General features: G+C 71.3%; 22 protein-coding genes. 9 read left to right on the top strand and 13 right to left on the bottom strand.

Annotated features, from left to right (window positions below; translation table 11 throughout):
* The first annotated feature begins 37 nt into the window (after window positions 1-37).
* Window positions 38-1,285 carry a hypothetical protein gene (locus tag OG598_RS29035; protein WP_328651909.1) on the top strand — a complete coding sequence of 416 codons (1,248 nt, stop codon included), beginning with the start codon at window positions 38-40 and terminating at the stop codon, window positions 1,283-1,285.
* Window positions 1,286-1,498: 213 nt separating this feature from the next.
* Here OG598_RS29035 and OG598_RS29030 read toward each other — a convergent pair whose 3' ends face one another.
* The 3 genes from OG598_RS29030 to OG598_RS29020 form a co-directional block, all read right to left on the bottom strand.
* On the bottom strand, window positions 1,499-3,208 hold the full coding sequence (locus tag OG598_RS29030) for a S8 family serine peptidase (protein ID WP_328651908.1): 1,710 nt from the start codon (window positions 3,206-3,208) through the stop codon (window positions 1,499-1,501).
* 260 nt (window positions 3,209-3,468) lie between these two features.
* Window positions 3,469-4,164 carry an HAD family hydrolase gene (locus OG598_RS29025; RefSeq protein ID WP_328655468.1) on the bottom strand — a complete coding sequence of 232 codons (696 nt, stop codon included), beginning with the start codon at window positions 4,162-4,164 and terminating at the stop codon, window positions 3,469-3,471.
* 46 nt (window positions 4,165-4,210) lie between these two features.
* The gene (locus OG598_RS29020) at window positions 4,211-5,176 is read right to left on the bottom strand and encodes an EamA family transporter (RefSeq protein ID WP_328651907.1); all 966 of its coding nucleotides are present in this window, start codon (window positions 5,174-5,176) and stop codon (window positions 4,211-4,213) included.
* 86 nt (window positions 5,177-5,262) lie between these two features.
* On the opposite strand from OG598_RS29020, the gene OG598_RS29015 reads away from it, so the two are divergent.
* Window positions 5,263-5,808 carry a CGNR zinc finger domain-containing protein gene (locus tag OG598_RS29015; RefSeq protein ID WP_328651906.1) on the top strand — a complete coding sequence of 182 codons (546 nt, stop codon included), beginning with the start codon at window positions 5,263-5,265 and terminating at the stop codon, window positions 5,806-5,808.
* On the opposite strand, the gene OG598_RS29010 is transcribed toward OG598_RS29015, so the two are convergent.
* The 3 genes from OG598_RS29010 to OG598_RS29000 all read right to left on the bottom strand — a co-directional run bounded on the left by OG598_RS29010 (window position 5,775) and on the right by OG598_RS29000 (window position 7,457).
* Entirely contained in the window at window positions 5,775-6,374 is a 600-nt protein-coding gene (locus tag OG598_RS29010) for a GNAT family N-acetyltransferase (protein WP_328651905.1), read from the bottom strand. The two genes, OG598_RS29015 and OG598_RS29010, sit on opposite strands and share 34 nt — an antisense overlap.
* Window positions 6,375-6,471: 97 nt before the next feature.
* The gene (locus OG598_RS29005) at window positions 6,472-6,654 is read right to left on the bottom strand and encodes a DUF397 domain-containing protein (protein WP_238658740.1); all 183 of its coding nucleotides are present in this window, start codon (window positions 6,652-6,654) and stop codon (window positions 6,472-6,474) included.
* Entirely contained in the window at window positions 6,645-7,457 is an 813-nt protein-coding gene (locus OG598_RS29000; protein ID WP_328655467.1) for a helix-turn-helix domain-containing protein, read from the bottom strand. The genes OG598_RS29005 and OG598_RS29000 overlap by 10 nt, the downstream gene beginning before the upstream one ends.
* A gap of 915 nt (window positions 7,458-8,372) precedes the next feature.
* Between OG598_RS29000 and OG598_RS28995 the strand changes: the two genes are divergently transcribed.
* Window positions 8,373-8,663, top strand: a complete 291-nt coding sequence (locus OG598_RS28995; RefSeq protein WP_328651904.1) for a hypothetical protein — start codon at window positions 8,373-8,375, stop codon at window positions 8,661-8,663.
* A gap of 50 nt (window positions 8,664-8,713) precedes the next feature.
* On the opposite strand, the gene OG598_RS28990 is transcribed toward OG598_RS28995, so the two are convergent.
* The 5 genes from OG598_RS28990 to OG598_RS28970 form a co-directional block, all read right to left on the bottom strand.
* Complete coding sequence (locus tag OG598_RS28990) at window positions 8,714-10,123, bottom strand: class II fumarate hydratase (RefSeq protein ID WP_328651903.1); 1,410 nt, start codon at window positions 10,121-10,123, stop codon at window positions 8,714-8,716.
* 35 nt (window positions 10,124-10,158) lie between these two features.
* Window positions 10,159-13,137: an AfsR/SARP family transcriptional regulator gene (locus OG598_RS28985; protein ID WP_328651902.1), complete on the bottom strand. Its 2,979-nt coding sequence runs from the start codon at window positions 13,135-13,137 to the stop codon at window positions 10,159-10,161.
* A gap of 258 nt (window positions 13,138-13,395) precedes the next feature.
* Window positions 13,396-15,063 carry a fumarate hydratase gene (locus OG598_RS28980; RefSeq protein WP_210780856.1) on the bottom strand — a complete coding sequence of 556 codons (1,668 nt, stop codon included), beginning with the start codon at window positions 15,061-15,063 and terminating at the stop codon, window positions 13,396-13,398.
* Between the two features lie 125 nt (window positions 15,064-15,188).
* Entirely contained in the window at window positions 15,189-16,631 is a 1,443-nt protein-coding gene (locus OG598_RS28975) for an outer membrane protein assembly factor BamB family protein (protein ID WP_442931402.1), read from the bottom strand.
* Between the two features lie 72 nt (window positions 16,632-16,703).
* Window positions 16,704-17,207: an Lrp/AsnC family transcriptional regulator gene (locus tag OG598_RS28970; RefSeq protein ID WP_328651901.1), complete on the bottom strand. Its 504-nt coding sequence runs from the start codon at window positions 17,205-17,207 to the stop codon at window positions 16,704-16,706.
* Between the two features lie 139 nt (window positions 17,208-17,346).
* On the opposite strand from OG598_RS28970, the gene hppD reads away from it, so the two are divergent.
* The 6 genes from hppD (at window position 17,347) to OG598_RS28940 (ending at window position 23,278) form a co-directional block, all read left to right on the top strand.
* Window positions 17,347-18,552 (top strand): 4-hydroxyphenylpyruvate dioxygenase, encoded by a 1,206-nt coding sequence (gene hppD / locus OG598_RS28965; RefSeq protein ID WP_328651900.1) that lies wholly within the window; start codon window positions 17,347-17,349, stop codon window positions 18,550-18,552.
* A gap of 11 nt (window positions 18,553-18,563) precedes the next feature.
* Window positions 18,564-19,265 carry an RDD family protein gene (locus OG598_RS28960; RefSeq protein WP_328651899.1) on the top strand — a complete coding sequence of 234 codons (702 nt, stop codon included), beginning with the start codon at window positions 18,564-18,566 and terminating at the stop codon, window positions 19,263-19,265.
* A 156-nt stretch (window positions 19,266-19,421) separates the two neighbouring features.
* Window positions 19,422-20,432: an RDD family protein gene (locus OG598_RS28955; protein ID WP_328651898.1), complete on the top strand. Its 1,011-nt coding sequence runs from the start codon at window positions 19,422-19,424 to the stop codon at window positions 20,430-20,432.
* Window positions 20,429-21,532 carry a histidinol-phosphate transaminase gene (hisC, locus tag OG598_RS28950; RefSeq protein WP_328651897.1) on the top strand — a complete coding sequence of 368 codons (1,104 nt, stop codon included), beginning with the start codon at window positions 20,429-20,431 and terminating at the stop codon, window positions 21,530-21,532. The genes OG598_RS28955 and hisC overlap by 4 nt, the downstream gene beginning before the upstream one ends.
* 140 nt (window positions 21,533-21,672) lie before the next feature.
* Complete coding sequence (locus OG598_RS28945) at window positions 21,673-22,227, top strand: hypothetical protein (RefSeq protein WP_328651896.1); 555 nt, start codon at window positions 21,673-21,675, stop codon at window positions 22,225-22,227.
* A gap of 127 nt (window positions 22,228-22,354) precedes the next feature.
* Complete coding sequence (locus OG598_RS28940) at window positions 22,355-23,278, top strand: hypothetical protein (RefSeq protein ID WP_328651895.1); 924 nt, start codon at window positions 22,355-22,357, stop codon at window positions 23,276-23,278.
* A gap of 40 nt (window positions 23,279-23,318) precedes the next feature.
* Here OG598_RS28940 and OG598_RS28935 read toward each other — a convergent pair whose 3' ends face one another.
* Window positions 23,319-23,678 carry an LPXTG cell wall anchor domain-containing protein gene (locus tag OG598_RS28935; RefSeq protein WP_328651894.1) on the bottom strand — a complete coding sequence of 120 codons (360 nt, stop codon included), beginning with the start codon at window positions 23,676-23,678 and terminating at the stop codon, window positions 23,319-23,321.
* Window positions 23,679-23,779: 101 nt separating this feature from the next.
* Window positions 23,780-25,036: an outer membrane protein assembly factor BamB family protein gene (locus tag OG598_RS28930; RefSeq protein ID WP_328651893.1), complete on the bottom strand. Its 1,257-nt coding sequence runs from the start codon at window positions 25,034-25,036 to the stop codon at window positions 23,780-23,782.
* Window positions 25,037-25,111 lie beyond the last annotated feature (75 nt).

The following is a 25,111-nucleotide window of genomic DNA, read 5'->3' as shown; positions in this document are numbered from 1 at the left end:
TCGGCCGTTCTGGCCGTTGCCATAGCACGATCGGCAGGTGGATTCGCGGTTGTCCACAGGCCCGGCGGCATACGCGGGCCGGGTTGTCCACAGGGGTTTCGGTGGCCAGTCGGTGGTCGGCACGCTGCTCGGCATGCCCCCACGTCCGCATCGCCCCGATGCCCTGGCCTGGCAGGTCTTCCGCGGCTCCGACGCTGTCCGGGACGGCCTGCTCACCGAACATCAGTTGCGCAACTCCGCCTGGGTGCGGTTGCGCCACGACATCTACGCCGACTCGCGGCTGGACCGCGATCACGCCCTCGCGTGTCGCGCCGCCCTCCTCCGGCTCCCACCCGGGGTGGTGGTCGGCGGCCCGTCGGCCGCCTACCTGCACGGCGTCCAACACGCCGCGAGCTTCACCGACGATGTGCACGTCCTCGTGCCCCGACCGCTGCGGATCGGCCCACAGCGTGGCCTCCGCGTGCACGTCAACGCCATCACCCCGCTCCGACCGCCGGACGCGGGACGACCGCCGGACGCGGGACGACCGCCGGACGCGGGACGACCGCCGAGCGCTGGAAGTCCACGTGATTCAGCGCGACCTGCGGGAGCGGGCCGCCCACCTGCCGGCGGAATGTCACAACGACCAGCACGGCATCTGTCCCGCCCTGCCGCCGTGTCCGTCGGAGCAGGGGGGATGGTGGTGGCCGGTCGGGGCGATGGGTGGGCGGCGGCCAGCCCGCCCAGGTCCAGGGGGCAGGACCTTCCAATCCCCCGATCCGACCCCGGGCGGGCCGCCTGGGAGACGGCTGTCTGGCTCGACCCGGTCCGGGCGGTCGCCATCGTCGATTCGCTGCTCGGGCAGGGGCTGACCGATCGCGCGACCTTGGCTGCCATGGCTGCCCGCAATGCTGACCGGCCGGGTGCGCGACGAGCAGGCTGGGTGTTCGACCTGGCCGACGGCGGAGCCGAGTCTCCGCCGGAGTCCCAGCTACGCGTGCGGTTGGTGCTGGGTGGGCTGCCGCGCCCAGCGGTTCAACATCCGGTACGCCTGCCCACCGGCATTGTTCTGCACCCCGATCTGGCTTGGCCGCAATATCGGGTAGCGGTGGAGTACGACGGGAAGTGGCACTCCGACGTCGAGCAGCTGCACCGCGACCGCCGCCGGCTGAATCAGCTGGTCGGCGCGGGTTGGCTGGTCCTGCACGTGACCAGCCGCCGGCTGCACGGCGAGTTCCCGGCGGTGCTTCGAGAGGTACGCGACGCGCTGGTCAGCCGCGGCTGGCGACAGGGATCGTCCAGATGACCAGGATCACCTCGGGTTCCTGGAAAACGCGCCATCCCTCACGCACCAACACCGCGCCTTCAAGGAAGCCGAGTCGATCATGACTGGCGGCGGGCGACGGGCGACGGGCGACGGCCGGTGACACCAGGCCTTGACGAGCCGGGGCCCGGTCGACGACAGGTCGACCGGGCCCCGGGGATGGTGGCGGTTGGGCCACCTTCGTACTGCGGTGCGCTACGGGCGGGCGTTCGGCTTGAGCGGGGTCTTCACCGCCGCATAGGCGTCGACGATCCCGTAGCCGTAGAAGCCGTTGAAGTTGACCCCACCGGCGCAGTACGCGTCGTAGGTCTCGTCCCGGCCCTCGTTGCGGTACTGCTGGAGGCGCGGCTCCGGGCACGCGTGCTCGGCTGCCGTGCGGTAGAGGTGCTGCTCGACCTGGTCCGGCGACATCCCGAAGCCAGTCCGACCCTGCGCCTTGCCGTGCCGGCTGACGATCAGCGCGGCGACACCGGCGGCGTGCGGGGACGCCATCGAGGTGCCCTGGAGGTACGTGTAGTAGCCGCACTCACCGTTGGCCTTGCACTGCTTGAAGACCTCGTTGGCAATGCGGGGGTCGATGTTGCCGTCGGCGTCCACCCGTGGGTCCGGGATGGTCGCGGAGATCGGCTCCTCCTGGAGCACCTTCAGCGGGTACGTGGAGAGGATCATGTTGGCCGGGGTCCGGTGGGTGTCGGTGCCGAAGCCGTCCCGGAACCAGCCTCCCGGCGCGGCGACCGAGATCTGCTCGGTGCCGTAGTTGGAGAAGTCCGACTTCTTGCCGGACGGGCCAACCGACGACACTCCGATCACGTGCGGGCCCTCGGTGGGCAGGTCCCAGCAGCTCTCGTTGTCGATCGGGCGGTCATACGGGTCGGCGCCGTAGTCGGGGCTCGTGACGTCGGTGCGCGGTGCACCCAGGTCCTCGTTGTTGTTGCCGAGCGCACCGACGAGGGTGACGCCCTTGTTGTGCGCGAAGACCAGCGCCCGCTTCATGGCCTTGATGATGGCCCGCTGCTCGGCCTGGTCCTCGGGGGAGTCGGCCGGGTTGGCGGTGCAGTTGTACAGCCACGGGTCGACATAGAACGACATGTTGACCACGTCGATCCCGGACCGGCCGGCGTAGACCAGGGCGTTGACGACCGGGTCGAGGAAGAAGTAGCCGGAGTCCTGGCCACCCTTGAGTTCGACCAGCGAGACGTTCGGGGCGACGCCGGAGAGACCGAAGCCGTTGGCCGCGGCGCCGATGGTGCCAGCCACGTGGGTGCCGTGCCCGCCGTCGTCGGTGCCGACCGGGTCGAGGCAGCTCGACACCTCGCAGGGGCCGTCGACATCGGTCAGGTCGGGCGCGAAGTTGCGCGACAGCGACCAGTTGAAGTTCGGCGCGATGTCCGGGTTGCTGGCGTCGACGCCGGTGTCCAGGACGCCGACGGTCACCCGACGGTCGCCCGGCTCGATCTTGCGGGCCTTGTCGGCCCGGATCATCTCCAGGCCCCACAGCTTGTCGTCGAGCGGATCGAGCTTGGCGCCCTTCTTGGCAGCACCGGCACGAGCACCGGCAGCGGCCACCAGATGCTCCTGCTCGACCCGGTCCAGCTTCGGCTTGCGGCCGATGGCCTTCTGCTCGGCGGCGCCGATCAGCGTCGGTGCCGCGGTCGCCCTGGCCGCGAAGTCGGCCCGGTCGCTGCTGACCTGGAACATGCCGACCTCATCGGACCGGGACACCACAGTGCCGCCAGCCGCCCGGATCGCGGCGACGGCCGTGTCGGTGGCGACGCCATCCTCGGCGACGACTGTGAAGGTCCGGGAGTTGCTCGGCGCGGCGTTGGCCGGCACACCCAACCCCGTAGCCGTAAGTGCCAGCACGGCCGCGGTCGCGACCGTACGGGCGGTGAAGCGCTTGCTCACCACATCGGATCCTCTCGTTGAGGGACGTGGCAGCCATCACACAACAACGATCCGGATTACGCCAGTTGAGCGCCCGTTATGGCAGTGAATCCCGCCAGTTCGAGCGGCACCCGGCCGCACGGACACACCCGCCCAGAGACAGGCCACAGACACACGCCGCGCAGAGACAGGCCGCACAGACACGGCGCGCAGAGACAGGCCGCGCAGACGCACGCCGCACGAAAACAGGCCGCGGAGACACACGCACCGGCCGCCTCGACCTACACACCCACCGCGTCGACAGCAAGATTCGCCAGCGCGGCCGGCAGCTCGGCCATGCTGGAAACTTCGGCGTCGGGTGGGCAGCCGATGGGGCGAGGCAGGCGGAGCCGGTTCAGCCACACCGATCGCAGGCCGGCCCGCCGAGGCGCCACCACGTCGTGCTCCCACGAGTCGCCGACGTACACGATCTGCCCCGCTGGCACCCCGGCCGCCGCGACCACCGCGGTGTAGAACTCCGGGGCCGGCTTCTTGGGCAGGCCGTTCTCGTGCGCGTACAGCTCGAAGGCGAACTCGCCGGCGAGCCCGCACCGTTCGGCGCGGCTGTTGCCGTTGGTGGCGAAGCCCAGCGCGTATTGGGCGCGCAGCGTGGCCAGCGCCGGTGGTACGTCCGGAAACGGTCGGGTGAGAGCGAAGCGCTGGGCGAAGAAGAGGTCGGCGATCTCGTCCAGGTGGTGGACCAGCGCGGCGCGGGCCAGCGACCGGGCCAGTGCGGCACGTCGGATCTCCGCCACCGGGGCGGCGCTCAGTTCGCCGAAGACCGCGTCCCAGTCCGACTCCAGTTCGGCGAGCGTCACCCCGGCCGCCGCCGATGTGCGTCGCCTCATCTCGTCGAGGACGGCCACCAGCCCGCCCGTGACCGCCGGACGCAGGTCCAACAGCGTCTCGTCAGCGTCGAACACCACAGTGGTCAGCACGACACCCACCCTCTCACCGCCAGCGGAGCCCACCGACCGCCGATCCTCACCGACCGTCGAGCGCCAGCTCGGGCTCGGGCGTGGCCGGCGCGGGCGTCGAGGGCGACCCGCGCAGCTCGTCGAGGCGTACCAGGGCGACGCCGGCGACGATCAGCGCACCGCCGAACAACTGCCAGCCGGTGGGCAGCTCGTTCAGGAGCAGCCAGGCGATCAGCACCGCGAAGAGCACCTCGGTCAGCCCGAGGAACGACGACAGGCGGGGCCCGAGGATCCGGGTGCCGGCGATGCCGGCGAGGTACGCGATGACGGCGGCCACCAGCGACAGCCCGGCGATGGGCACCAACCAGCTGGTGGGCTGCCCGGCGAAGGTGACCTCGCCGAAGGTGGCGTGCAGCGGCAGCAGGCCGGTCAGCCCGATGAGGAGCAGCATGGCGGCGCCGACGGCCATTCCGCCGCTGGCCATGGCGACCGAGGGCAGCCGGGGGTCGACCCGGCCGGCGAGCACGAAGTATCCGGCCAGGCCGAACGCCGCGCCGAGCCCCCAGAGCACGCCCACCGGGTGGAAGTCGGCGGTGCCGGCGAGGTCGAGCACGAACGCCAGCCCGGCCAGCGCGGCCACCGACCCGGCGATGGTGAGTCGGCGGGGCGGCTGCCCGTGCCGCAGCCACATCCAGGCCACGACGAGGATGATGCCCAGGTATTCCAGCAGCAGCGCGACACCGACCGGCAGGTAGCGCACGGCGTTGAAGTAGCACACCTGGGCCAGCCCCACACCGAGGAGCCCGAACAGCCCGATGGCTGTGGCGTTGCTCCGCAGCACGTCCCATTTGCCCCGCAGCGACAGCAGGGCGGGGATCGCCAGCACCAGGGCGGCCACGCCGACGCGGGCGATCACTGCGGACTCGGCTGACCAGCCGGCCTCGATGAGCGAACGGGCGAAGGTTCCGGAGGTGGCGAAGGTGACTGCGGCGAGCAGCGCCAGCCCGACGCCGGCGGCAGATCGTGAGTGCATGTCGCGCTCCTCGGGATGGGCACCGTGTCATGAGCAAACTATCCTTGTACTGATGACGCTAGGCGGAAGCCGTGACAGGAGTCAAGTTGCTATTCGCTCATGACACCGAGTGTTCGCTGATCGCTGCCGCGGCGCTGGTCAACACCGCAGGTCGGGACGGTGAGTTGCTGCCCGACATCGCGGCGCTGGACGCGTTCTTCGTCCGCCACTCGTACAGCGGCCGGCACGAGCACACCGAGGCCGAGCTGCGCGCCGTACGGGAGCTGCGGCCCCAACTGCGCCGCATCTGGTACGCCGAACCACCCGAGATCGTCGCGGTGGTCAACGGCCTGCTGCTGGAACACAAGGCGCTGCCCCAGCTCATCGAGCACGACGACGAGCCGTACCACCTGCACGCCGTTCCCCGCGACGCGCCGCTGGCCACCCGGATCGCGGTCGAGGCCGCCATGGCGATGGCCGACCTGGTCCGCAGCGGCGAGCTGAGCCGACTGCGGATCTGCGAATACCCGGACTGCGACAACGTCGTCGTCGACCTGTCCCGCAACCGGTCCCGGCGGTTCTGCGAGGCCGGCTGCGGCAACCGCGCGGCGGTGACCGCCTACCGCGCGCGCCGGGCCGCCGGCCGCTCCTGACCGACGGTCGCCCACTCCTCGGCCCGCACCTCGTACTCCACCTCACCCTGCTCGGTGCCCGGAATCGGGTCGTCCCACTGGAGGTGGAAGGTCCGCACGTAGCGCAGCCCGGCCTTCACCATCACCCGTCGGGAGCGTTCGTTGACAGTCATCGTCTCGGCCCAGACCCGACGCACCCCGACAATGTCGAAGGCGTGCCGGACCAGCGCCCGCGACCCCTCGGTGGCCAGCCCTCGCCCCCACGTCGAGCGGCGCAGCCGATAGCCCAACTCGGCCTCGGTGCCGTCCGGCGACGGGTCCAACGCGAACCAACCCAGGAACTCGCCGGACTCCCCATCATGCGCCGCCCACCGACCCAGCCCGGGATACCTGTCGTACTGGGCCAGCAGCCTCGGCAACTGCTCGTCACGCACGGTGGCCAGCGGGGTCGCGACGCCCCCGGTGAGGAAACGCATCACCTCGGGGTCGCTGTCCAACTCGACCAGCGCGTCCACGTCGGCAATGGTCAGCCGCCGCAACCGCAGCCGCTCGGTCCCCGCCGGCACCGCCGCGCCATCGTCACCCATGGCTCGGATCATCCGTGCCGCTCAGGACCCCGTCGAGCCGTTTATCAGGGCCAGGTGCGCGGAAAACCCGACCGCCGTCGCGGGCGAGGCGGTCGGGTCAGCGCGGGGGCGCGCCCACGAAGAGCCGCCAGGAGTACGCGTCGACAACGAGCACGGGCCCGTCCGAGTCCTTACTGTCTCGCACCCCGACCACGTCCCCGAGATTCGTCGCCACCTCGACGCACTGGTCGTTGGAACCACTCCGGCTGCTCTTACGCCAGCGGGCTCGGGTCAACTCCACGACTCTGCCACTTCCCTCAGCAACTCGATCGACTCCTGCGGTGGCAACGCCTGCCCGAGGGTAGCTTCCCAGGTCCGTTGTAGACGCAACAGATCCGCAGGCCGATCGAGTTCTTGGCCGCCGATCTGGCCACCAAGGTAGGCAAGATCGGTATGGTCGGCCACGGTGGCGAGGATGAATGGCCCGTTCAGGCCGGGATACTCCTCGGCCGAACGAGGCACCACATGGAGCTGAACCCGCGGATGCTCGGTCGCCAAGCGCGCCAGGTGCAGAGACTGCTCGCACATGACCTTCCGGCCGCCGACGCGTCGTCTCAGCACCGACTCGTCGAGCACCGCGACTACGTGCGGCGGACGATCCCCGTAGAGAACCCGCTGACTGTCCATCCGGTCCGTCAACCGACGCTCCACCTCGTCGGCATCGAGCAGTCGGTCCGACTCGAAGATGGCACGGGCATAGCCTTCGGTCTGCAGTAGCCCAGGAACGTGCAGCGGGTCGAACCATCGCAGCGCCCGCGCCTCCGAGAGGATCGCACGCCAGCCGCGCAGCCAGACCTGAGCCTTGTCCAGACTGACCAGTTCGGTGGACATCCGGCCGAAGAGGCCGCCGGTGTCCAGGGCGCGGTCGACGAGTTCCAGGTACTTGGCGGTGGGCGGCTGCTGACCCAGCTCGACGGCGCTGACCATCGACGCCGAGTAGTTGACCGCCTTGGCCAGCTCGTCCTGACTCCAACCGCGCCGAGCCCGCGCCCGGCGCAGCTCCGCGATCAGGAACGCCGCCGCCGTCATCTGTCCATCGGCCATGCCGTGCCCGCCCTCCACCCCGCCGACGATCATCTCCAGCCGGCCGCCAGCGGCGCTGCCACCCAGAACAGGGCGGCTATGACGACGCGGCCAAACCCTTCCGACCGTAGTCGCCTGATCACCAGACTGTGAAGCGCGGCACCGCTCCCCGTCCCCCGGGATCTGCCGGCGCCGCACGGGACCGCCCGCTCCCCCGTGCCGGGCGGTCCCACTTCCCAGCCAGCCCTGGCGGGAGTGCACCCCAAGGACAGCGGAGGTGATGCCACAAACGAGTCAGCTCCAAAGCATCCGCCGAAGACATCCCACGGCATCCCCCGACCGCGCCCACCACCCCGACCCGACCACACCCACCACCCCGGCCCGACCACACCCACCACCCCGACCCGACCACGCCCCGGCCCGACCACGCCCACCACCACGACCCGACCGACACCCCGACCACGCCCACCACCATGACCCGACCGACACCCCGACCACGCCAGCCACCCCGGCCGACCGAGGCGCTGCCGGCAGCGGCCTTCGCCACCGCCAGGGAGACCCCGAGGCAAGATCGTGCTCGATTGTGGAAACAGTAGGGCCCCGACCTGCGGAAGCCGTTCATCCAGGACAACGCCGCCGAGGTGGGCGGAACGGCTGCTCGTCACCCGGCACTGTCTCGCCGATCATGGAGTTGTGGTGGACCACAAAGCACCCGTCAAGGACCAAACCAGGCACCACCATTCCATGATCGCCAAGCCCGACCTGACACTGCTCCGCGATCTTGCATTTTCTGTCCCGACGCAAGGGGCATATCCACCCATGTCGGCAACAGAAACTGCAAGATCGGCGCGGTCCAGGATCGAGCGCGATCTTGGCGCAGCCCGGCCCAAGCCCGGCCCAAGCCCGGCGCAAGCCCGGTCAACGAAAGGCCACAGCATGTCCCGGATCGCCCCGGACGGCCGCGCGACGACACCACGTCGACCGCACCTGCCGTTGCGCCCGCTCTGGCTCTGCCGGGTCTGCGCCGCGCCCTGGCCCTGCCCGGTCGCCCGACTCGCCCTGCGCCAGGAGTACGCGCACGACCGCATCGGGTTGAGCGTCTACCTGTGCACGGTCCTGCACGAGGCCGCTGCCGACCTGTATCGACTCAACCCGCACGACGGCCCCGACCCCGCCGCGCTCTTCGCCCGCTTCCTGGGCTGGGCGAGGCCACGGCACCTACCGTGAGCAGGGCAGGCCGCGGCAGGGCGGGGCCGAGGCGGGTGGAGCGAGCCGGGTCAGGGGTGGGTCATCCGGAGCAGGTCCAACGTCTCGTCCAGCTGGGTCTCGGTGAGCTTGCCGGAGTCGACGTGGCCCCGGGAGATGACCACCTCGCGGATCGAGGTCTGCTTGGCCAGCGCCTCCTTGGCGATCGACGCGGCCTCGTCGTACCCCAGGTAGCGGTTGAGTGGGGTGACGATCGACGGTGAGCCCTCGGCGTACGCCAGGCAGACCTCGGCGTCCGCGACCAGGCCGACCACCAGCCGGTCGGCGAAGAGCCGGCTCACCGCGGACAGCAACCGGATCGACTCCAGCAGGTTGCGGCCCATCACCGGGAGCATCACGTTCAGCTCGAAGTCGCCCTGTGAGCCGGCGAAGCCGACTGTCGCGTCGTTGCCGATCACCTGGGCGCAGACCTGCCGCATCGCCTCGGCGACCACCGGGTTGACCTTGCCCGGCATGATCGACGAGCCGGGCTGGAGGTCCGGGATGCGCAGCTCGCGCAGACCGGCGCGGGGGCCGGAGCCCATCCAGCGGATGTCGTTGGCGATCTTGTAGAGGCCGACCGCCACGGTCCGCAGTTGCCCGGAGGTCTCCACCAGCGCGTCCCGCGCGCCCTGCGCCTCGAAGTGGTTACGCGCCTCGCTCAGCGGCAACCCGGTCGACTCGCGCAGCTTGTCGATGACGGCGGCGGCGAAGCCGAGCGGGGTGTTGATCCCGGTGCCGACGGCGGTGCCGCCCAGCGGCAGTTCGGCCAGTCGGGGCAGCGCGCCCTCCAGCCGTTCGATCCCGTAGCGGACCTGGGCGGCGTACCCGCCGAACTCCTGGCCGAGGGTGACCGGGGTGGCGTCCATCAGGTGGGTGCGCCCGGCCTTGACCACCGTCTCGAACTCGGCGGCCTTGGCCTCCAACGCCGACGCCAGGTGGGCCAGCGACGGCAGCAGGTCTTCGACGATGAACTGGGTGGCCGCCAGGTGGATCGAGGACGGGAAGACGTCGTTGCTCGACTGGGAGGCGTTGACGTGGTCGTTCGGGTGCACCGGGGAACCCAGCTCCCGGCCGGCCAGGGTCGCGATCACCTCGTTGGTGTTCATGTTCGACGAGGTGCCGGAGCCGGTCTGGAACACGTCCACCGGGAACTGGTCGTCGTAACCACCGTCGGCCACGTGCGCGGCGGCGGCTGCGATCGCGGCGGCCACGTTGGCGTCGATCACGCCCAGCTCGCCGTTGACCTCGGCCGCCGCGCCCTTGATCTGCGCGAGGGCCTTGATCTGGGCCGGTTCGAGGCCTCGGCCGGAAATCGGGAAATTCTGCACCGCGCGCTGGGTCTGCGCCCGCCACAGCGCCTCGGCGGGCACCTCCACCTCGCCCATCGAGTCGCGTTCGATGCGGTAACCGGTCGCCTCTGGAGTCGTCACGCGTACCATCCTGCCGCGCCCGTGGCCGACTCGCAGATGATCCGTCAGCCCAACTCGGTGAGCAGCCGTTCCACCTCGCGCTGGTCCGGCGAATCGATCTGCCGGAACAGGGCCAGCGCCTGCTCCAGGTGTACGCGGGCCGCCGTCGGATCCGTGTCCCGTACGCAGCGGGCGATGCCCTCCAACGCCCGGGCCTTCTCGTAGCGGGCGCCGAGCCGTCTGGCGTCGTCGAGCACCCGGCGGTGCAGGTCGAGCGCGCTGGCGACGTCCCCCTGCTCCAGGATCGCCCGGGCCAGCAGATTGCGCGAGCCGCACTGGGCGATGCGGTCCCCCACCTCGGTCATCGCGACGAGCGCCGCACGATGCAGGTCGGCGGCCTGTTCCGGACGGCCGGCCCGACGCTCCATTGTTCCGATTTCGTTCAGCACCTCACCCTCACCGAAACGGGCGCCAGTCTGCCGCTTGAGGCGTAGAGCCGACCGCAGCAGCCGACGTGCCGGCTCCACATCACCCATCCGGTGGCGGATCATGCCCAGGTGCCCCATCGCGTTGCCGATCTGTCGCGGGTCGCCAAGCTCGCGGGCCAGCGAGAGATGCCGCCGACAGGTGCTCAGCGCCTCGTCGTACCGGCCCCAGTCGAGCAGGGTGATCGACAGATTGTTGAGCGTGTTCGCCAGTGACACCTGCTCCTGCATCTGCCGCGCCAGCGCCGCGGATGCCTCCAGGTAATCCCGGCCCCGGCGATAGTCGCCGTTGGCGACGTAGGAGTTGCCCAGATTCCCGAGGGTGTTGCGCACATCGCTTCGCAACCCGAGCCGGCGGTAGACGTCGAGGGCCCTCTCCATCAGCCGGTTCGACTCGGCGAACCGACCCAACCGGTAGTGGGCCGAGGCGAGGTAGTTGAGCATCATCGCCACCGCCCCCTCGTCACCAAGTTCCTCGGCCGCACGCAGTCCGACCACGTGCGTCTCGATCAACTCGTCCAGGTGACCACTCTCGAACTGGGCGTACCAGCAGGCCCGCGCCAGTTGCCAGCAGTGCCGGGGGAAGCCCTCCGTCTCGGCCAGGCGGACCAGGGCGGTCAACGCGGCCAGATTGTCGTCGAACCATCCCCGACCCTGCTCGGCGACGGGGAGGACCAGATCGGGACGCGCCGGCGCGGGCAGCAGCGCCAGTGTGAAGCTGGAGGAGAGTTCCCTCTTGCGGGCAATCACAGTGGCGACGTGCAGGTGATGGTCGAGCAGACCCGCGATGCCGTCGCGCCGTTCACCCTCCCGCCCCGGCTCGGCGACGAGCGTCCGCGCGTACTCCCGCACGAGGTCGTGCAGCCGGTAGCGGCCGGGCTCCGTCTCCTCGACCAGGTTCGCGTCGACCAGTTCGTCGAGCAGGTCCTGCGCCTTCGGAAGCGACTGCCCGGTGAGGGCGGCGGCCACCGGGGTGTCGAACCGCACCCCGGGGTGCAGGCCCAACAACCGGAACGCGCGCTGCGCGACAGGGGACACCTGGGCGTACGACAGGGCGAAGGCCCGGCCGACCGACCGCTCGCCCACTTCGAACTCGGCCAACGGATCCGGTCGGCTGGCCAGCCGCTCGGCCAGGTCGGCGATTCGCCAATGGGGTCGGTGTGCCAGCCGGGCACCGGCCAGCCGGATGGCCAGTGGCAGGTGCCCGCAGCGTCGGACGACCTCGGTGGCCGCCTCCGGCTCCGCCGCCACCCGGGCCACGCCGACGACCCGCCCGAGCAACTCGACCGCCTCGTCGCTGTCGAGCACGGGCAGCGACGAGGGTCGCCCCTCATCCACGCCGACCAGCCGGCGGCGGCTGGTGATCAGGATCAGGCAGTGCGAGCCGTTGGGCAGCAGCGGCGTCACCTGGTCGGCGGTCGCCGCGTTGTCGAGCACCAGCAGGGCCCGCCGACCGGCAAGCTCGCTACGCCAGAGCGCCAACCGGTCGTCCTGGCTCATCGGCACCCTCTCGGCGGGCACACCGAGCTGCCGCAGGAGCGTGGCGACCGCCGCGGCCGGCGTCAACGGGGTGCGCTCGCTGTGCCCGTGCAGGTCGATGTAGAGCTGGGCGTCCGGGTACTCGTCTGCGAGGGCGGTGGCGAGGTGCACCGCGAGGGTGGTCTTGCCGCTGCCCGCCATGCCGTCGATGAGCTGGATCCGGGCCCCGGCCTCCACCTCCTTGACCAGGCGGGCCATCGTCTGCTGCCGGCCGGTGAAGTCGCCGATCGCCCGGGGCAGCGAGCGGACCGGAACGGTTGGCCGCGCTTCCCGACCGGCCAGGGCCAGGTCACCGGCGAGCACCCGCTGGTGCAGCTCCTGCAACTCGGCGCCCGGCTCGATGCCCAGTTCGTCGGCGTAGGTCCGCCGGCCCTCCCGGTAGACCGCCAGCGCGTCGGCCTGCCGTCCGACAGCGGACAGCGCCAGCATCAGTTGTCCGCGCAGCCGCTCCCGCACCGGGTGCTGGTCGACGCTCTCGGCGAGTTCGCCGATCAGCTCGGCGGCCCGCCCGAGGCGCAGCTCGACGTCGACGCACTCCTCCAGCACGGTGAGGCGCTGCTCGTCGAGTGCCTGTGCACGGCGGCGGACGCTCCGGCTCGGGATTCCGCCCAGCGCCGGCCCGCGCCACAACGCCAAGGCGGCGCGGAATTCGGCACGCGCGTCGACCAGGCGACCGGCCGTGGCGGCGGCCCGCGCCGCCTCCACACCCCGGGTGAAGACCTCGGCGTCCAGGTCGGTCGGTGCGGTACGCACCCCGTACCCCGCCGGGTCGGTGACGATGAGGTCCGGTGCCAGCTCGAGTTCGGTGAACCGGCGACGCAACCGCGACACGCAGGTCTGCAACTGCGCCCGGGCGGTGGCCGGCGGGCGGTCCTCCCACACCGCGTCGACCAGCTCGTCGACCGGCACGAGCCGGCCGGCCCGCAACAAGAGCATGGCGAGCACGATCCGGTCGCGGCCGGCGGTGACGGTGGACTCGCCACCGCCCACCCGCAGGGGCCCCAGGATCCCGAACCGCATCTGCTCTCCCGCGTCAATGGTGCAACTTCCAGCAGCGTAGTCCCGTGGTGACGGACCGCCTCGGTCAGGCGAGAGTGATCTGAGAGCGGATCGACAGCGGTGCCCAGCACACTCATTCCGAGTTGTCGGTGACGGCATCCGACGGGGGCGGTGCGCCCGTCCCACCCCAGGGGGCGGGCGTACCGATGTCGGCAGAGCACGGGCGACAGAACGGGCGCCGGGCGAGTTCGCCCGGCGCCCGTTCGCGTACCTGTGGGGTCAGCGGCGGCCGACGGTGAGCACCGGCTTGGTGACCTCGGCGAAGAAGTCGTTGCCCTTGTCGTCGACAACGATGAAGGCGGGGAAGTCCTCCACCTCGATCTTCCAGACCGCCTCCATGCCCAGCTCCGCGTATTCGAGCACCTCGACGTGCTTGATGCAGTCCTGGGCGAGGCGGGCCGCGGGGCCGCCGATCGAGCCGAGGTAGAAGCCGCCGTGCTGCTGGCAGGAGCGGGTCACCTGACCCGACCGGTTGCCCTTGGCCAGCATCACCTGGGAGCCGCCAGCGGCCTGGAACTTCTCCACGTAGGCGTCCATCCGGCCGGCGGTGGTCGGGCCGAACGAGCCGGACGCGTACCCCTCGGGGGTCTTCGCCGGGCCGGCGTAGTAGACCGCGTGGTCACGCAGGTACTGCGGCATCGGCTCACCGGCGTCCAACCGCTCGGCGATCTTGGCGTGGGCGATGTCCCGGGCGACAACGAGCGGCCCGGAGAGCGAGAGGCGCGTCTTCACCGGGTACTTCGACAGCTCCGCGCGGATCTCGTCCATCGGCCGGTTCAGGTCGACCCGGACCACCAGCTCGGCGTCGAGCGAATCGTCGGTGACGTCGGGCAGGAACCGCGCCGGGTCGGTTTCGAGCCGCTCCAGCCACACGCCCGACGGGGTGATCTTGGCGACGGCCTGACGGTCCGCCGAGCAGGAGACGGCGATCGCCACCGGGCAGGACGCACCGTGCCGGGGCAACCGGACCACCCGTACGTCGTGGCAGAAGTACCGCCCACCGAACTGCGCGCCGATGCCGAAGTTGCGGGTCAGCTCCAGCACCTCCGCCTCCAGCTCCAGGTCGCGGAAGCCGTGCGCACTCATCGAACCCGCCGTCGGCAGCGCGTCAAGATACTTGGCGCTGGCGTACTTCGCGGTCTTCAGCGCGTACTCGGCGGAGGTGCCGCCGATGACGACGGCCAGGTGGTACGGCGGGCAGGCGGCGGTGCCGATCAGCCGTAGCTTCTCCTCCAGGAACTGCATCATCCGCGTCGGATTGAGCAGCGCCTTCGTCTCCTGGTAGAGGTACGACTTGTTGGCCGAGCCACCGCCCTTGGCCATGAAGAGGAACTTGTACGCGTCGGGGTGCCCGTCCGGGTCCTCGGCGTACAGGTCCACCTGGGCGGGCAGGTTGCTGCCGGTGTTCCGTTCGTCCCACATGGTCAGCGGGGCGAGCTGGGAGTAGCGCAGATTGAGCTTTGTGTACGCCTGGTAGACGCCCCGGGAGATGGCCTCGGCGTCGGCGCCGTCGGTCAGCACGTGCCGACCGCGTTTGCCCATCACGATGGCGGTGCCGGTGTCCTGGCACATGGGAAGGACACCGCCGGCGGCGATGTTGGCGTTGCGCAGCAGGTCCAGCGCGACGAACCGGTCGTTCGGCGAGGCGGCCGGATCGTCGATGATCGCCCGGAGCTGCGCCAGGTGCGCGGGGCGCAGGAAGTGCGCGATGTCGTGCATCGCCTCGGCGGTCAGCGCGGTGAGCGCGGCCGGTTCCACGGTGAGGAACCGACGGCCTCCCGGGCCGTGTACGACGTCCACGCCCTCGTCGGTGACCAGGCGATAGTCCGTCTGATCCGGGCCGGTCGGCAGCAGAGGGGCGTACGAGAATGCGGCGGCACTGCTCATGAGCGGCAAGCCTAGGGCAGACCGGTCGATCACTCCCACCCGCCGGGCGGGTCCTGGGACGCCGCTCTCATCCACCAGGCGTGTCGGACCCGGCCGCCATCCGGATCATCGGGCGAACTGCCCGCTCAGCCGTCCTTGCCGCCGTCCGGGTCGGGGCAGAGTTCCCCCTTCGGCCCGCAGTCGCCGTTGTTCGGCCCGCCGGGGCCGGGACCGCCCGGCCCGGGATTCCCACCGTCACCGGGCGGTCGGGTGGGCGAGCTTCCGGACGCGCCGAAGCGGACGTACCCAATCTCCCGCCCCTCGCCGATGATCATCCCCTGTGACCCGACGGCGAGGGCGTTCGCCGAGGTGCGCAGGGCGGCCAACTCCCGGCCGGTGCGCGGGTCCAGTGCCGCCAGCCGGGACGGCTTCTCGTCGGCCACCACCGCCGCGTACGGGGTGAGCGCGGCCCCGGCCTTGCCGCTGGCCTGTCGCGTCCAGAGCACCTTCTCGGTGCCCAGCTCACGGGCGATGACCGAGCGTTTGTCGGCGGCCCGGAACACCGCCGAACGGTCGTCGACCGCGATCAACTTGGTGCCCGGCTCACCAACCCAGAGCAGCCGGCCGTCGTACCCGTCGATGACGGTCTCGCGGCCGTCCGGGGCGACGCCGATCAGCACGTTCCGCGCACCCTGCGGGTCCTCGCGTTGCACGCAGCCGGCGGAGTCGGCGGTGCGCAGGTTGATGCCGGCCCGCTGCCAGGCCTCCTGGCCGGTCGCCGAGTCCCGGGCGGAGATGGCGAAGTAACAGGTGCCGTCCTGGGAGCGGGCGGAGATCCGCAGCAGCCGGCCGCCCACCACGGAGAGCCGCTCCTCCCGGCCGGGCTCGACGTTCTGCAGCACCCGGCCGGTGGCGGTGTCGACCACGTGGACCCGACCGTCGACCGGGAAGCCCAGCAGCGGTGGCGCGGCCTCCGCCCCGGCCACGCCGTCGTCGATCCGGGTGGCGGTGAGCCGGCGGGTGCCGCGCAGGCCCGGATTGTCGGCGAGCAGGCCGCTGTGGACCCCGGGCAGGAAGGCCGTCCAGAGCGGCGTGGTGCCACGCGGGTCCCAGGCGCTCAGGGTGCAGTCGGTGGCCTCCGTGCACCTGGCATCGAGGAGCAGGTTGCGGTACGTCCAGACGGCCACCGCGTCGTCGTCACGCCGCCGGGTCACCCCGGTCGTCGGGTCGAGCAGCTCGTACCCCTTGACCAGGAGCTTGCCCACTGCCACTACCGGGTCCCGGTCGCCGCCGGCGACCGCCGCCCAGTCCGCCTTGCGCTCCCAGAGCTGCGCGCCGGTGGCCAGGCTGCGAGCCTCGACCCGGGTGCGCTGCTCGACCACGACGGCGTCGCCGGCGATGGTCACGCTGCGCGGAGTGCCGCCGACCCGTTGCTGCCAGACCACGTCGGGCTCGGAGATGGGTTCACTGCGGTCCACCCAGTCCCACAGGCCGGGGAACGGGTTCCACACGCCGGTGGCGGCGAGCGCGACGACCACGGCGAGGCCGAGCAGCAGCCCACCGCGCACGCTCCCCTTCGCCACCCGCACACCGTAGCCACGATCACGGATCTTCCGTACGCCCGCGCCGCCGTGTCGCCGCGCTTTCTGGGCTCGGAGGTGTTACAGCGCTCTTCCCTCGGCCCGAACAGCGCTGCGCACCAGCGGAAGCGTGCGGTAGGGAATCTGTTCGGCCAGCGCGATGATCGTCGAGGCGCGGGTGATGCCGACGGACGAGACGATCTGGTCGATGACCCGTTGCAGGTCGGTGTTGGAACGGGCCACGATCCGGCAGAGCAGGTCGCTGGAGCCGGTGATGGTGTGCGCCTCCAACACCTCGGGGATGGCGGCGAGGTGAGCGGTGACCGGGTCGTGGCCGTGCCGCTGACTGATCTCCAGGGTGACGAAGCTGGTCACCCCGAACCCGATCGCGGCCGGCGCGATCTCGGGGCCGAAGCCCTCGATGACCCGCCGCTCGACGAGCTTGTCCAGCCTCGCCTGCACGGTGCCCCGGGCCACCCCGAGCCGCCGGGAGCACTCCAGCACCCCGATCCGCGGCTCCTCGGCGAGCAGTTCGATCAAGCGCACGTCGAGCGTGTCGAGCTGTACATTCTGCTCACCATTCATGAGTGATGACCATACCGAATGCGCAACCTGACCAGCATTTCTGCCAACAGTTGCCCACCCGGTGCCGAGGCAGCGATCCTCGCCACAAGAACCGACCACGGCGGCCCACAAGGCCGGCCGGTACGCGAGGGAGCCCACCATGACCCAGGCGATCGACCGACCCCAGTCGACCGAGGACGTCGACGTCGACCGGCTCGTCGGCGCTGTCGACCACGACATCAGCCACGACCCGTTCCCGGTCCGGGGCCTCGACCACGTGCACTTCCTGGTCGGCAACGCCAAGCAGGCCGCCCACTACTACTCCACCGCCTTCGGCATGACCTGCGTGGCGTACCGCGGCCCCGAGCAGGGCTACCGGGACCACGCCCAGTACGTGCTGACCAGCGGCTCGGCCCGGTTCGTGCTGACCGGCGCGGTGCGCCCGGACGCCGACGGCGCCGAGCACGTGGCCCGGCACAGCGACGGGATCAGCGACATCGCGCTGGAGGTCCCGAACGTGGACGCCGCGTACGCGCACGCCATCGCGCAGGGCGCCGCCAGTGTCGTCGAGCCGCACGAGGTGACCGACGAGCACGGCACCGTCCGGATGGCGGCCATCGCCGCGTACGGCGACACCCGGCACACGCTGGTCGACCGGTCCCGCTACACCGGCCCGTTCCTGCCCGGCTTCGTGGCCCGGGGCCCGATCGTGGACCGGCAGCCGATGATCGACGCCGGCATCCAGCCGAAGCGCTTCTTCCAGGCCGTCGACCACGTGGTCGGCAACGTGGAGCTGGGCCGGATGGACGAGTGGGTCGAGTTCTACAAGCGGGTGATGGGCTTCTCCAACATGGCGGAGTTCGTCGGCGACGACATCGCCACCGACTACTCGGCGCTGATGAGCAAGGTCGTCGCGAACGGCACCCGCAAGGTGAAGTTCCCGCTCAACGAGCCGGCGATCGCCCGCAAGAAGTCCCAGATCGACGAGTACCTGGAGTTCTACCAGGGCCCGGGCGCGCAGCACATCGCCGTCGCCACCAACGACATCCTGGCCAGCGTCGACGCGATGCGCGCGGCCGGCCTGGAGTTCCTGGACACCCCGGACTCGTACTACGACGACCCGGAGCTGCGCGAGCGCATCGGCAAGGTGCGGGTGCCGATCGAGGAGCTGAAGGCCCGCAAGATCCTGGTCGACCGGGACGAGGACGGCTACCTGCTCCAGATCTTCACCAAGCCGGTGCAGGACCGTCCCACCGTCTTCTTCGAGCTGATCGAGCGGCACGGCTCGCTGGGCTTCGGCAAGGGCAACTTCAAGGCGCTCTTCCAGGCGATCGAGCGGGAGCAGGAAGCCCGCGGCAACCTGTAACACTTGCGAGCGTGACGCAACCTCCGTCGTACCCGACGCCGCCGGTCGGTGGGCCCCGACCCACCGCCGGCGGCTTCGCGCCGCAACCCGGCCCACACCCCCACGGGTACGCCGCGCCGCCGCAGTACGCCCCACCCGGGTACGCCCCGCCGCAGTTCTATGGCGGACCACAGCGACCGGTGGCCCCGCCCCCGACGCTGACGCCGGGCGGACAGCCGCTGGCCAGCTTCAGCGATCGACTGTTGGCCATGTTGCTCGACGCTGCGGTCTTCATGGTGGTCGGCCTGGTGCTCACGGTGCCCGCAGCGATCATCTTTCTTGTTGTCGTTGCGCCCGATCTCGCCCTGTTCGCGTCGGACGGCTCGATCCGCGAGCCCGACTATCTCCGTGAACTCCTGCTGCCCCTTATCTGGATCGACCTCGGGATCATCGCGATCTCGCTCGTGCTCGCGTACGTCTACTACGTCGAGATGATGTTCAAGACCGGCCAGACCTTCGGCAAGAAGATGATGAAGCTGCGGATCGTGCCGCTGGATCCGACGCGCTCGCTCGACCGCCGGGCCGCCGCGAAGCGGTTCCTGGTGCAGCAGTTCTCCGGCTTCCTCCCGGGGCTGAGCTACCTGGACGGGTTGTGGCAGCTGTGGGACAAGCCGTGGCAGCAGTGCCTCCACGACAAGTTCGCCGGGACCGTCGTCGTTAAGGTGTCCCAGTGAGCGAGCGCAGCGAGCGAACCAGCAGGCTCAGTAGCGTGGCGCCTCGCGCCGCCGCGAAGCGAAGCGGAGCGACGGCGTGAGCGAGCGCAGCGAGCGAACCAGCAGGCTCAGTAGCGTGGCGCCTCGCGCCGCCGCGAAGCGAAGCGGAGCGACGGCGTGAGCGTGCAACCTGGTTGGTACGTCGACCCCGCCGACACCGAGACCCGGCGTTACTGGGACGGCGAGGGTTGGCTCGGCGCGCCCATTCCCGTCGACGCGACCCCGCCGGACGGTCCGCCGCCGGCCGAGCCGCCGCCCGCGCCGGTCACCCCGGCCGCGCCTGCGGCGTCGACGACCCCCGACTCGGCGACCGGCGCGCCGGGCTGGTCGCCCCAGCAGGGCCCACCCCCCGGGTACGGCCCGCAACCTGGCTACGGCCCGCAATCGGGGCACGGCCCGGGCTGGGGACCACAGGCCGGCCCTCCCGGCTGGGGCCCGCAGGGCGGCCCGCCGGGCTGGACCCCGCCGGGTGCCCCTCCCGGCTGGGCGCCACCGGCCGGCCACCCCGGCTGGCCCGGACGACCGCCGGAGCCGCGACCGCACGGCCTCAGGCTGGCCGGCTACGGCCGTAGGTTGGTCGCCCGGCTGATCGACTTCGGCCTCGTCTTCGCGCTGAACGTGGTTGTCAACGGCTGGTTCGTCTGGCGCTGGGCGCAGGAGTGGGCGCCGTACTGGCAGGAGGTCTTCCGGCGCGCGTCGCGCGGCGACACCTCCGCCGACGGCCTGCCGCTCCCCAGTGAGCAGGCCAACTCTCTGCTGGTGGCGATCCTGCTGATCGCCACCGCGCTCTGGCTGGCCTACGAGGTGCCGACAATGGCCTCCGGCGGGCAGACGGTCGGCAAGCGGGTGATGCGGATCCGGGCGGTGCCGATGGCCGCCGACCAGCCGCTGGGCGTCCGCCGGGCGCTGAGCCGGTGGAGCACGCTGGGCCTGCCGACTCTGCTCTGGTACTGCGCCGGGCTCGGCTTGGTGCTGCAACTGGTCGACGCTCTCTCCCCCCTCTTCGACCATCCCCTGCGCCAGGCGCTGCACGACAAGCGCGCGCAGACGGTGGTCGTCGAAGTTCCCCAACACACCGAAACCGCCCCCTCGAACGACCGTAACCAGCCCCCGGGAGACACAGCATGACCGACTCCGGACGTCACCAGCCGGCGCTGCGGCTGACCCGCGTCGACCTGGACGCGCTGCCCAGCTACGTGCCGGGGCGCAGCCCCGCCGACCTGGCCCGGGAGTTGGGCCTGCCGGAGGCCATCAAGCTGGCCAGCAACGAGGTGCCGTACGGGCCGCTGCCCGGAGTGGTGGAGGCGGTCACCGAGGCGATCACCACCTCGCACCGCTACCCGGACATGGGTGTGGTCGCGCTGCGGGACGCGCTGGCCCAGCGGTACGGGGTGGACGCCGATCGGATCGCCACCGGCTGCGGTTCGGTGGCGCTGGCCGAGCACCTGGTGCGTGCCACCTGCCTGCCCGGCGACGAGGTTCTCTACTCGTGGCGGTCCTTCGAGGCGTACCCGATCATCGTGGCGACCAGCGGCGCGACCAGCGTGCGGGTGCCCAACGACGCCGGGCACGGGCACGACTTGGCGGCGATGGCCGCGGCGGTGACCGACCGGACCCGGGTGATCTTCGTCTGCAACCCGAACAACCCCACGGGTACGGCAGTGCGCCGGGCCGAGCTGGACCGGTTCCTCGACGCGGTGCCGGACGACGTGCTGGTGGTCATCGACGAGGCGTACCGGGAGTTCGTCACCGACGCGGAGGTGCCGGACGGTCTCGACTACCTGGACCGGCCGAACGTGGCGGTGTTGCGCACGCTGTCGAAGGCGTGGGGGCTCGCCGGGCTGCGAATGGGCTGGCTGGTCGCCCAGCCGGTGGTGGCGGCCGCCATCCGCAAGGTGGCGACCCCGTTCTCCAGCAGCACGGCGGCCCAGGCCGGGGCGCTCGCCGCGCTGACCCAGGTGGCGGAGATGGAGCGCCGCTGCGCCCTGGTGGTCGCCGAGCGGGACCGGGTCACCGAGTCGCTGCGCAAGTTCGTTCCCGAGGTGCCGACGAGCCAGGCCAACTTCGTCTGGCTGCCGTTGGGCGAGCGGGCCGTGGCGTTCGGCAAGGCGTGCGAGGCGCGCGGGGTGATCGTGCGGCCGTTCGCCGGGGACGGGGTCCGGGTCACCATCGGCACGCCGGCCGAGAACGACGCGTTCCTGGCGGCTGCGGAGGCGGCACTGACCTGAGCACCGAACGACCTTCTGTGAGCAAGTGGTGACAGATGGGTTGTTTGTCCGTTTAGGTGCCTTCCTTACCCCTATCTTGCGAAGTAGCCAGACGTGCCGAGGACCGCGTCCGGCTCACTTCGAGAACGGGGTAAACCACAGTGCGTACTGCCAAGATCTGTCTTGCCGGGGCGGCCGCCGCGGCGATGGTGGGCTTCCTCGCCGCGCCGGCTGCCGCCGCGCCCACCGACACCACCGACACCACCTTCGAGGTGCTCGCCGGCACCCTCGACATCGTCGCGCCGGCCGCCGCCGACCTCGGTGACGGTGCCCCCGGTGGGGTCATCACCGGCCAGCTCGGCGTGGTGACGGTCACCGACTCGCGAGGCGCCGCCGACGCCTCCTGGGTCGCCTCGGTGACCGCTAGCGTTTTCCAGACCGGCGGCGGCTCCCCGCCCGAGACGGTCCTCCCCGAGGAGATCGACTACTGGTCCGGCCCGGAGACGGCCACCACTGGCAACGGCACCTTCACGCCGGGGCAGGCCACCGCCGGCGACGCCCAGCCGCTCTCCAGCGTCACGCCGCTCACCGCGTTCACCCACAGTGGCGGCACCGGGGGCAACACCGCCAGCTGGAACCCCACCCTGGAAGTCAACGTTCCGCTGGACAGCATCGCGGGCATCTACACCGGCACGGTGACACATTCGGTGGCGTAGCCGCCGGGGGCGGTCGACCATCGCGGTCGCCCTCGCCCTGTTCTGCCTCGCCGGTCCGGGTCTGTCGACCCGGGCCGGCGCGGTCGAACCGGAAGCGGGATCGGACGACGGAACCATCGGGATCCGGTTGCTGGAAGCCCCGACCGAGCGCCGCACCGACCCTCGGGCGTTGCGCTACGTCGTCGACCACCTACCGCCGGGCACCACCATCAAGCGGCAACTGCTGATCGTCAACCGCACCGACCAGACCCGTCGGGTCGACGTGTATCCGGCGGCCGCGACCCTGGAGGATGCGGCGTTCCGCTTCGGCGAGGGTCGCGCCGAGAACGAGCTGACCTCCTGGGTCACCCTCGACGAGCGCTCGGTCGAGCTGGGACCGTGGGAAGAGACCCGGGTCCGAGCGACCGTCACCGTGCCGCCAGCGGCCTCCCGGGGCGAGCGGTACGGGGTGGTCTGGGCATCCACCGCCTCAACGCCCCGGGCCGGCGGCGAGATCATGCAGGTCCACCGGGTCGGAGTCCGGATGTACCTCGACATCGGGCCCGGAGGCGAACCCGCCTCCGACTTTTCGATCGGCGAGGTACGCCCGGCCCGCAGCCCCGAGGGCGAACCGTCGCTGACCGTCCAGGTCACCAACACCGGAGGCCGTGCCATCGACCTGACCGGCGCTGTCACCTTGAGCGACGGCCCGGCCGGCAGTCGGGCCGGCCCGTTTGCGGTCGGGCAGGGCGTCACGCTGGCGCCGGGCGCCTCCGGGCAGGTCATCGCCCGGCTCCCGACCACGTTGCCGAACGGCCCTTGGAAGGCGGAGGTGAAGCTGGAGAGCGGCCTGGTAAAGCGGAGCATCACCGCGCAGGTCACGTTTCCCGACGCTGGTCAGGTCGGGAAACGGGGCAGTGTCGTCTCCCGGATCTTCACCGGGTGGACAGTGGCGGCGGCAGTCGTGGGCCTACTGCTGGTCGTCGGCCTCGCCATGCTGGCCCGCCGTTCCCGCCGGTCCGGTCGGCCTCCCACCATCCGCCCGAGGGAGCGCACCCCGGCCGGCCGTTGACCGCGCCAGGCAGCCCGACCACCGGCTCCGGCCGGGCCCGTCAGCTCGGCCGGCTCCGGCGGGCGGCGAACCACCCGGCGACGATCAGGGCTGCGCCCAGCACTGCGAGCAGCAGCATCGACCCGCCCGATCCGGTGACGGGCAACTCACCGTGACTCGGTGTGGGTTGGGGCGGTGCGGTCGGCGTGGACGTGGGCGGCGGCTGCGTCGGGGGTGGGGTCGGCGACGCCGGCAGGATCTCGAAGGTGACGCCGGTGTCCGCCGACGGCTCGGCTCGGACGACGCCGAACCCCCGCGCCGAGGCGGGGTCGGCGGCCAGCACCGGCGACGCTGCCAACGCCAGGCTCGCGGCGGCGGCGAGCGCGCCACCCACGAGGTAGTTGGCTGCTGTCCTGGCCATGCGCCGACCCCTTCCACCGGAAACCTGAACCGTGAAAAACGTACCCTTTCATGACAAAGGGAATGGAATGGTTCGCTGTTCCGCTGCCGAAGACGCCACGATCAGGTGGCGGCCAGGATCACCGTCTCGCCGGTGTAGTAGTAGCGCCGATCGTCGCCGGTGGGGTCGACCGGCCTTCGGAGCCGCTCGATCGCGACGAAACCGTCCTCGGCCGTCACCGCCCCGGGTGCCCAGCCGGTCCCGTCCGAGCCGACGTTGAGCGCGAAGCGGGACAACTGCCTACCGGTCACCGGATCCAGCGTCACCAGATCGTTCGCCTCGGTCAGCAGGTGCACCCGGCCAGGCTGCCCGGCCAGCACCCGGGCCGTGCCCAGGCCCGCGGACCGCCACAGCTCGGTGCCGGTACGCGCGGATCGACCCACCACGGCCCCGTCGAGCACGGCGACGGACTGCTCACCGACCAGTGCGGCGCCGGCCGGGTCCAACGCGGGGGCGGCGACCGGCGAGCCACCAGCCAACAACCAACCCCGACCGCCCTCGTCACCCGGCCCGGCGGTCCGCAACCCCAGACAGTCCGACCCGCCGGTACGACAGCCGAGCGGCGTCACCACGAACCCGTCCGGGCCGCCCGGCGGGCGCCAACGCTCACGTACCTCGCCCGTCGCCGCGTCCCGGAACTCGACGGTGGCCGCCCCGGCGCAGGTGTCCAGACCGATCAGCAGCCCGGTGGCGCTGGTGCCGACATCACTACGGCACCTGCCGAGAAGCTCGACCCGCCACAGCTCCCGGCCGCCGCTCAGCTCGACCCCACGCGCCTGGCCATCCCCGGTCACCACCAGCACGATCCGCCCGTCGGGAAGGTCGGTGAGCTGGAGCCCGGGCGCATCCCAGACGGTCGCCGCCCAGGTACGACGCACCGGCGCCGTGCTCTCGACGGGCTCCGGGCCGTCGGCTCGCCAGAGCACCCCGCCGGTCCGGGCGTCGAGTGCGACGAGTTGCCCGTCGGACCAGCGGCTGACCACTGTGCTGCCGCTGGCCACCACCCCGGTCAGCTCCGCCGGCCACCGCCGGTACGACCAGTACGGGCTGGTCCGGTACCGCCCGTCGACGGGCCGGTCGGCGTAGACCTGGCGGTGTGCGGCGTACACCCGCAGTCTCCCGTCGACGATCAACGGGGCGACCGGCAACCGACCGATCACTCCGGCAGCAGGTCGGGCCGGGGCCGGATAGTCGGCCCGCGCCACAGTGCTCACCTCTGCCGGTGCGAGAACCCGGTGGACGATGACCGCGACGGCTGCCGTCGCGAGCAGCGCCGCGACCACGATCGTGAGCCGTCGCCGGCCTCTCGGGAACCTCATGCCGCACCTCCGCCCGGCACCCTACCCAGCGCAGGGGGCCGGACCCCGAACAGGTCACGGCGAGGGCTGACCGGC

The organism is Micromonospora sp. NBC_00330 (genome assembly GCF_036136635.1).
Classification (GTDB): Bacteria; Actinomycetota; Actinomycetes; order Mycobacteriales; family Micromonosporaceae; genus Micromonospora; species Micromonospora salmantinae.
The sequence above is the reverse complement of the archived record's forward strand: the minus strand, read 5'-3'. Positions and strand labels throughout refer to the sequence as shown.

What these genes read in the sequence shown, in the direction of transcription:
- OG598_RS29020 (WP_328651907.1), bottom strand. Translation starts at nt 5,176, where the DNA reads ATGCACTCACGATCTGCCGCCGGCGTCGGGCTGGCGCTGCTCGCCGCA.
- OG598_RS29000 (WP_328655467.1), bottom strand. Translation starts at nt 7,457, where the DNA reads ATGGCCGATGGACAGATGACGGCGGCGGCGTTCCTGATCGCGGAGCTG.
- hisC (WP_328651897.1), top strand. Translation starts at nt 20,429, where the DNA reads ATGACCGACTCCGGACGTCACCAGCCGGCGCTGCGGCTGACCCGCGTC.
- OG598_RS28985 (WP_328651902.1), bottom strand. Translation starts at nt 13,137, where the DNA reads ATGCGGTTCGGGATCCTGGGGCCCCTGCGGGTGGGCGGTGGCGAGTCC.
- OG598_RS28970 (WP_328651901.1), bottom strand. Translation starts at nt 17,207, where the DNA reads ATGAATGGTGAGCAGAATGTACAGCTCGACACGCTCGACGTGCGCTTG.
- OG598_RS28990 (WP_328651903.1), bottom strand. Translation starts at nt 10,123, where the DNA reads ATGGTACGCGTGACGACTCCAGAGGCGACCGGTTACCGCATCGAACGC.
- OG598_RS28980 (WP_210780856.1), bottom strand. Translation starts at nt 15,063, where the DNA reads ATGAGCAGTGCCGCCGCATTCTCGTACGCCCCTCTGCTGCCGACCGGC.
- OG598_RS28935 (WP_328651894.1), bottom strand. Translation starts at nt 23,678, where the DNA reads ATGGCCAGGACAGCAGCCAACTACCTCGTGGGTGGCGCGCTCGCCGCC.
- OG598_RS28995 (WP_328651904.1), top strand. Translation starts at nt 8,373, where the DNA reads ATGTCCCGGATCGCCCCGGACGGCCGCGCGACGACACCACGTCGACCG.
- OG598_RS29010 (WP_328651905.1), bottom strand. Translation starts at nt 6,374, where the DNA reads ATGGGTGACGATGGCGCGGCGGTGCCGGCGGGGACCGAGCGGCTGCGG.
- hppD (WP_328651900.1), top strand. Translation starts at nt 17,347, where the DNA reads ATGACCCAGGCGATCGACCGACCCCAGTCGACCGAGGACGTCGACGTC.
- OG598_RS28930 (WP_328651893.1), bottom strand. Translation starts at nt 25,036, where the DNA reads ATGAGGTTCCCGAGAGGCCGGCGACGGCTCACGATCGTGGTCGCGGCG.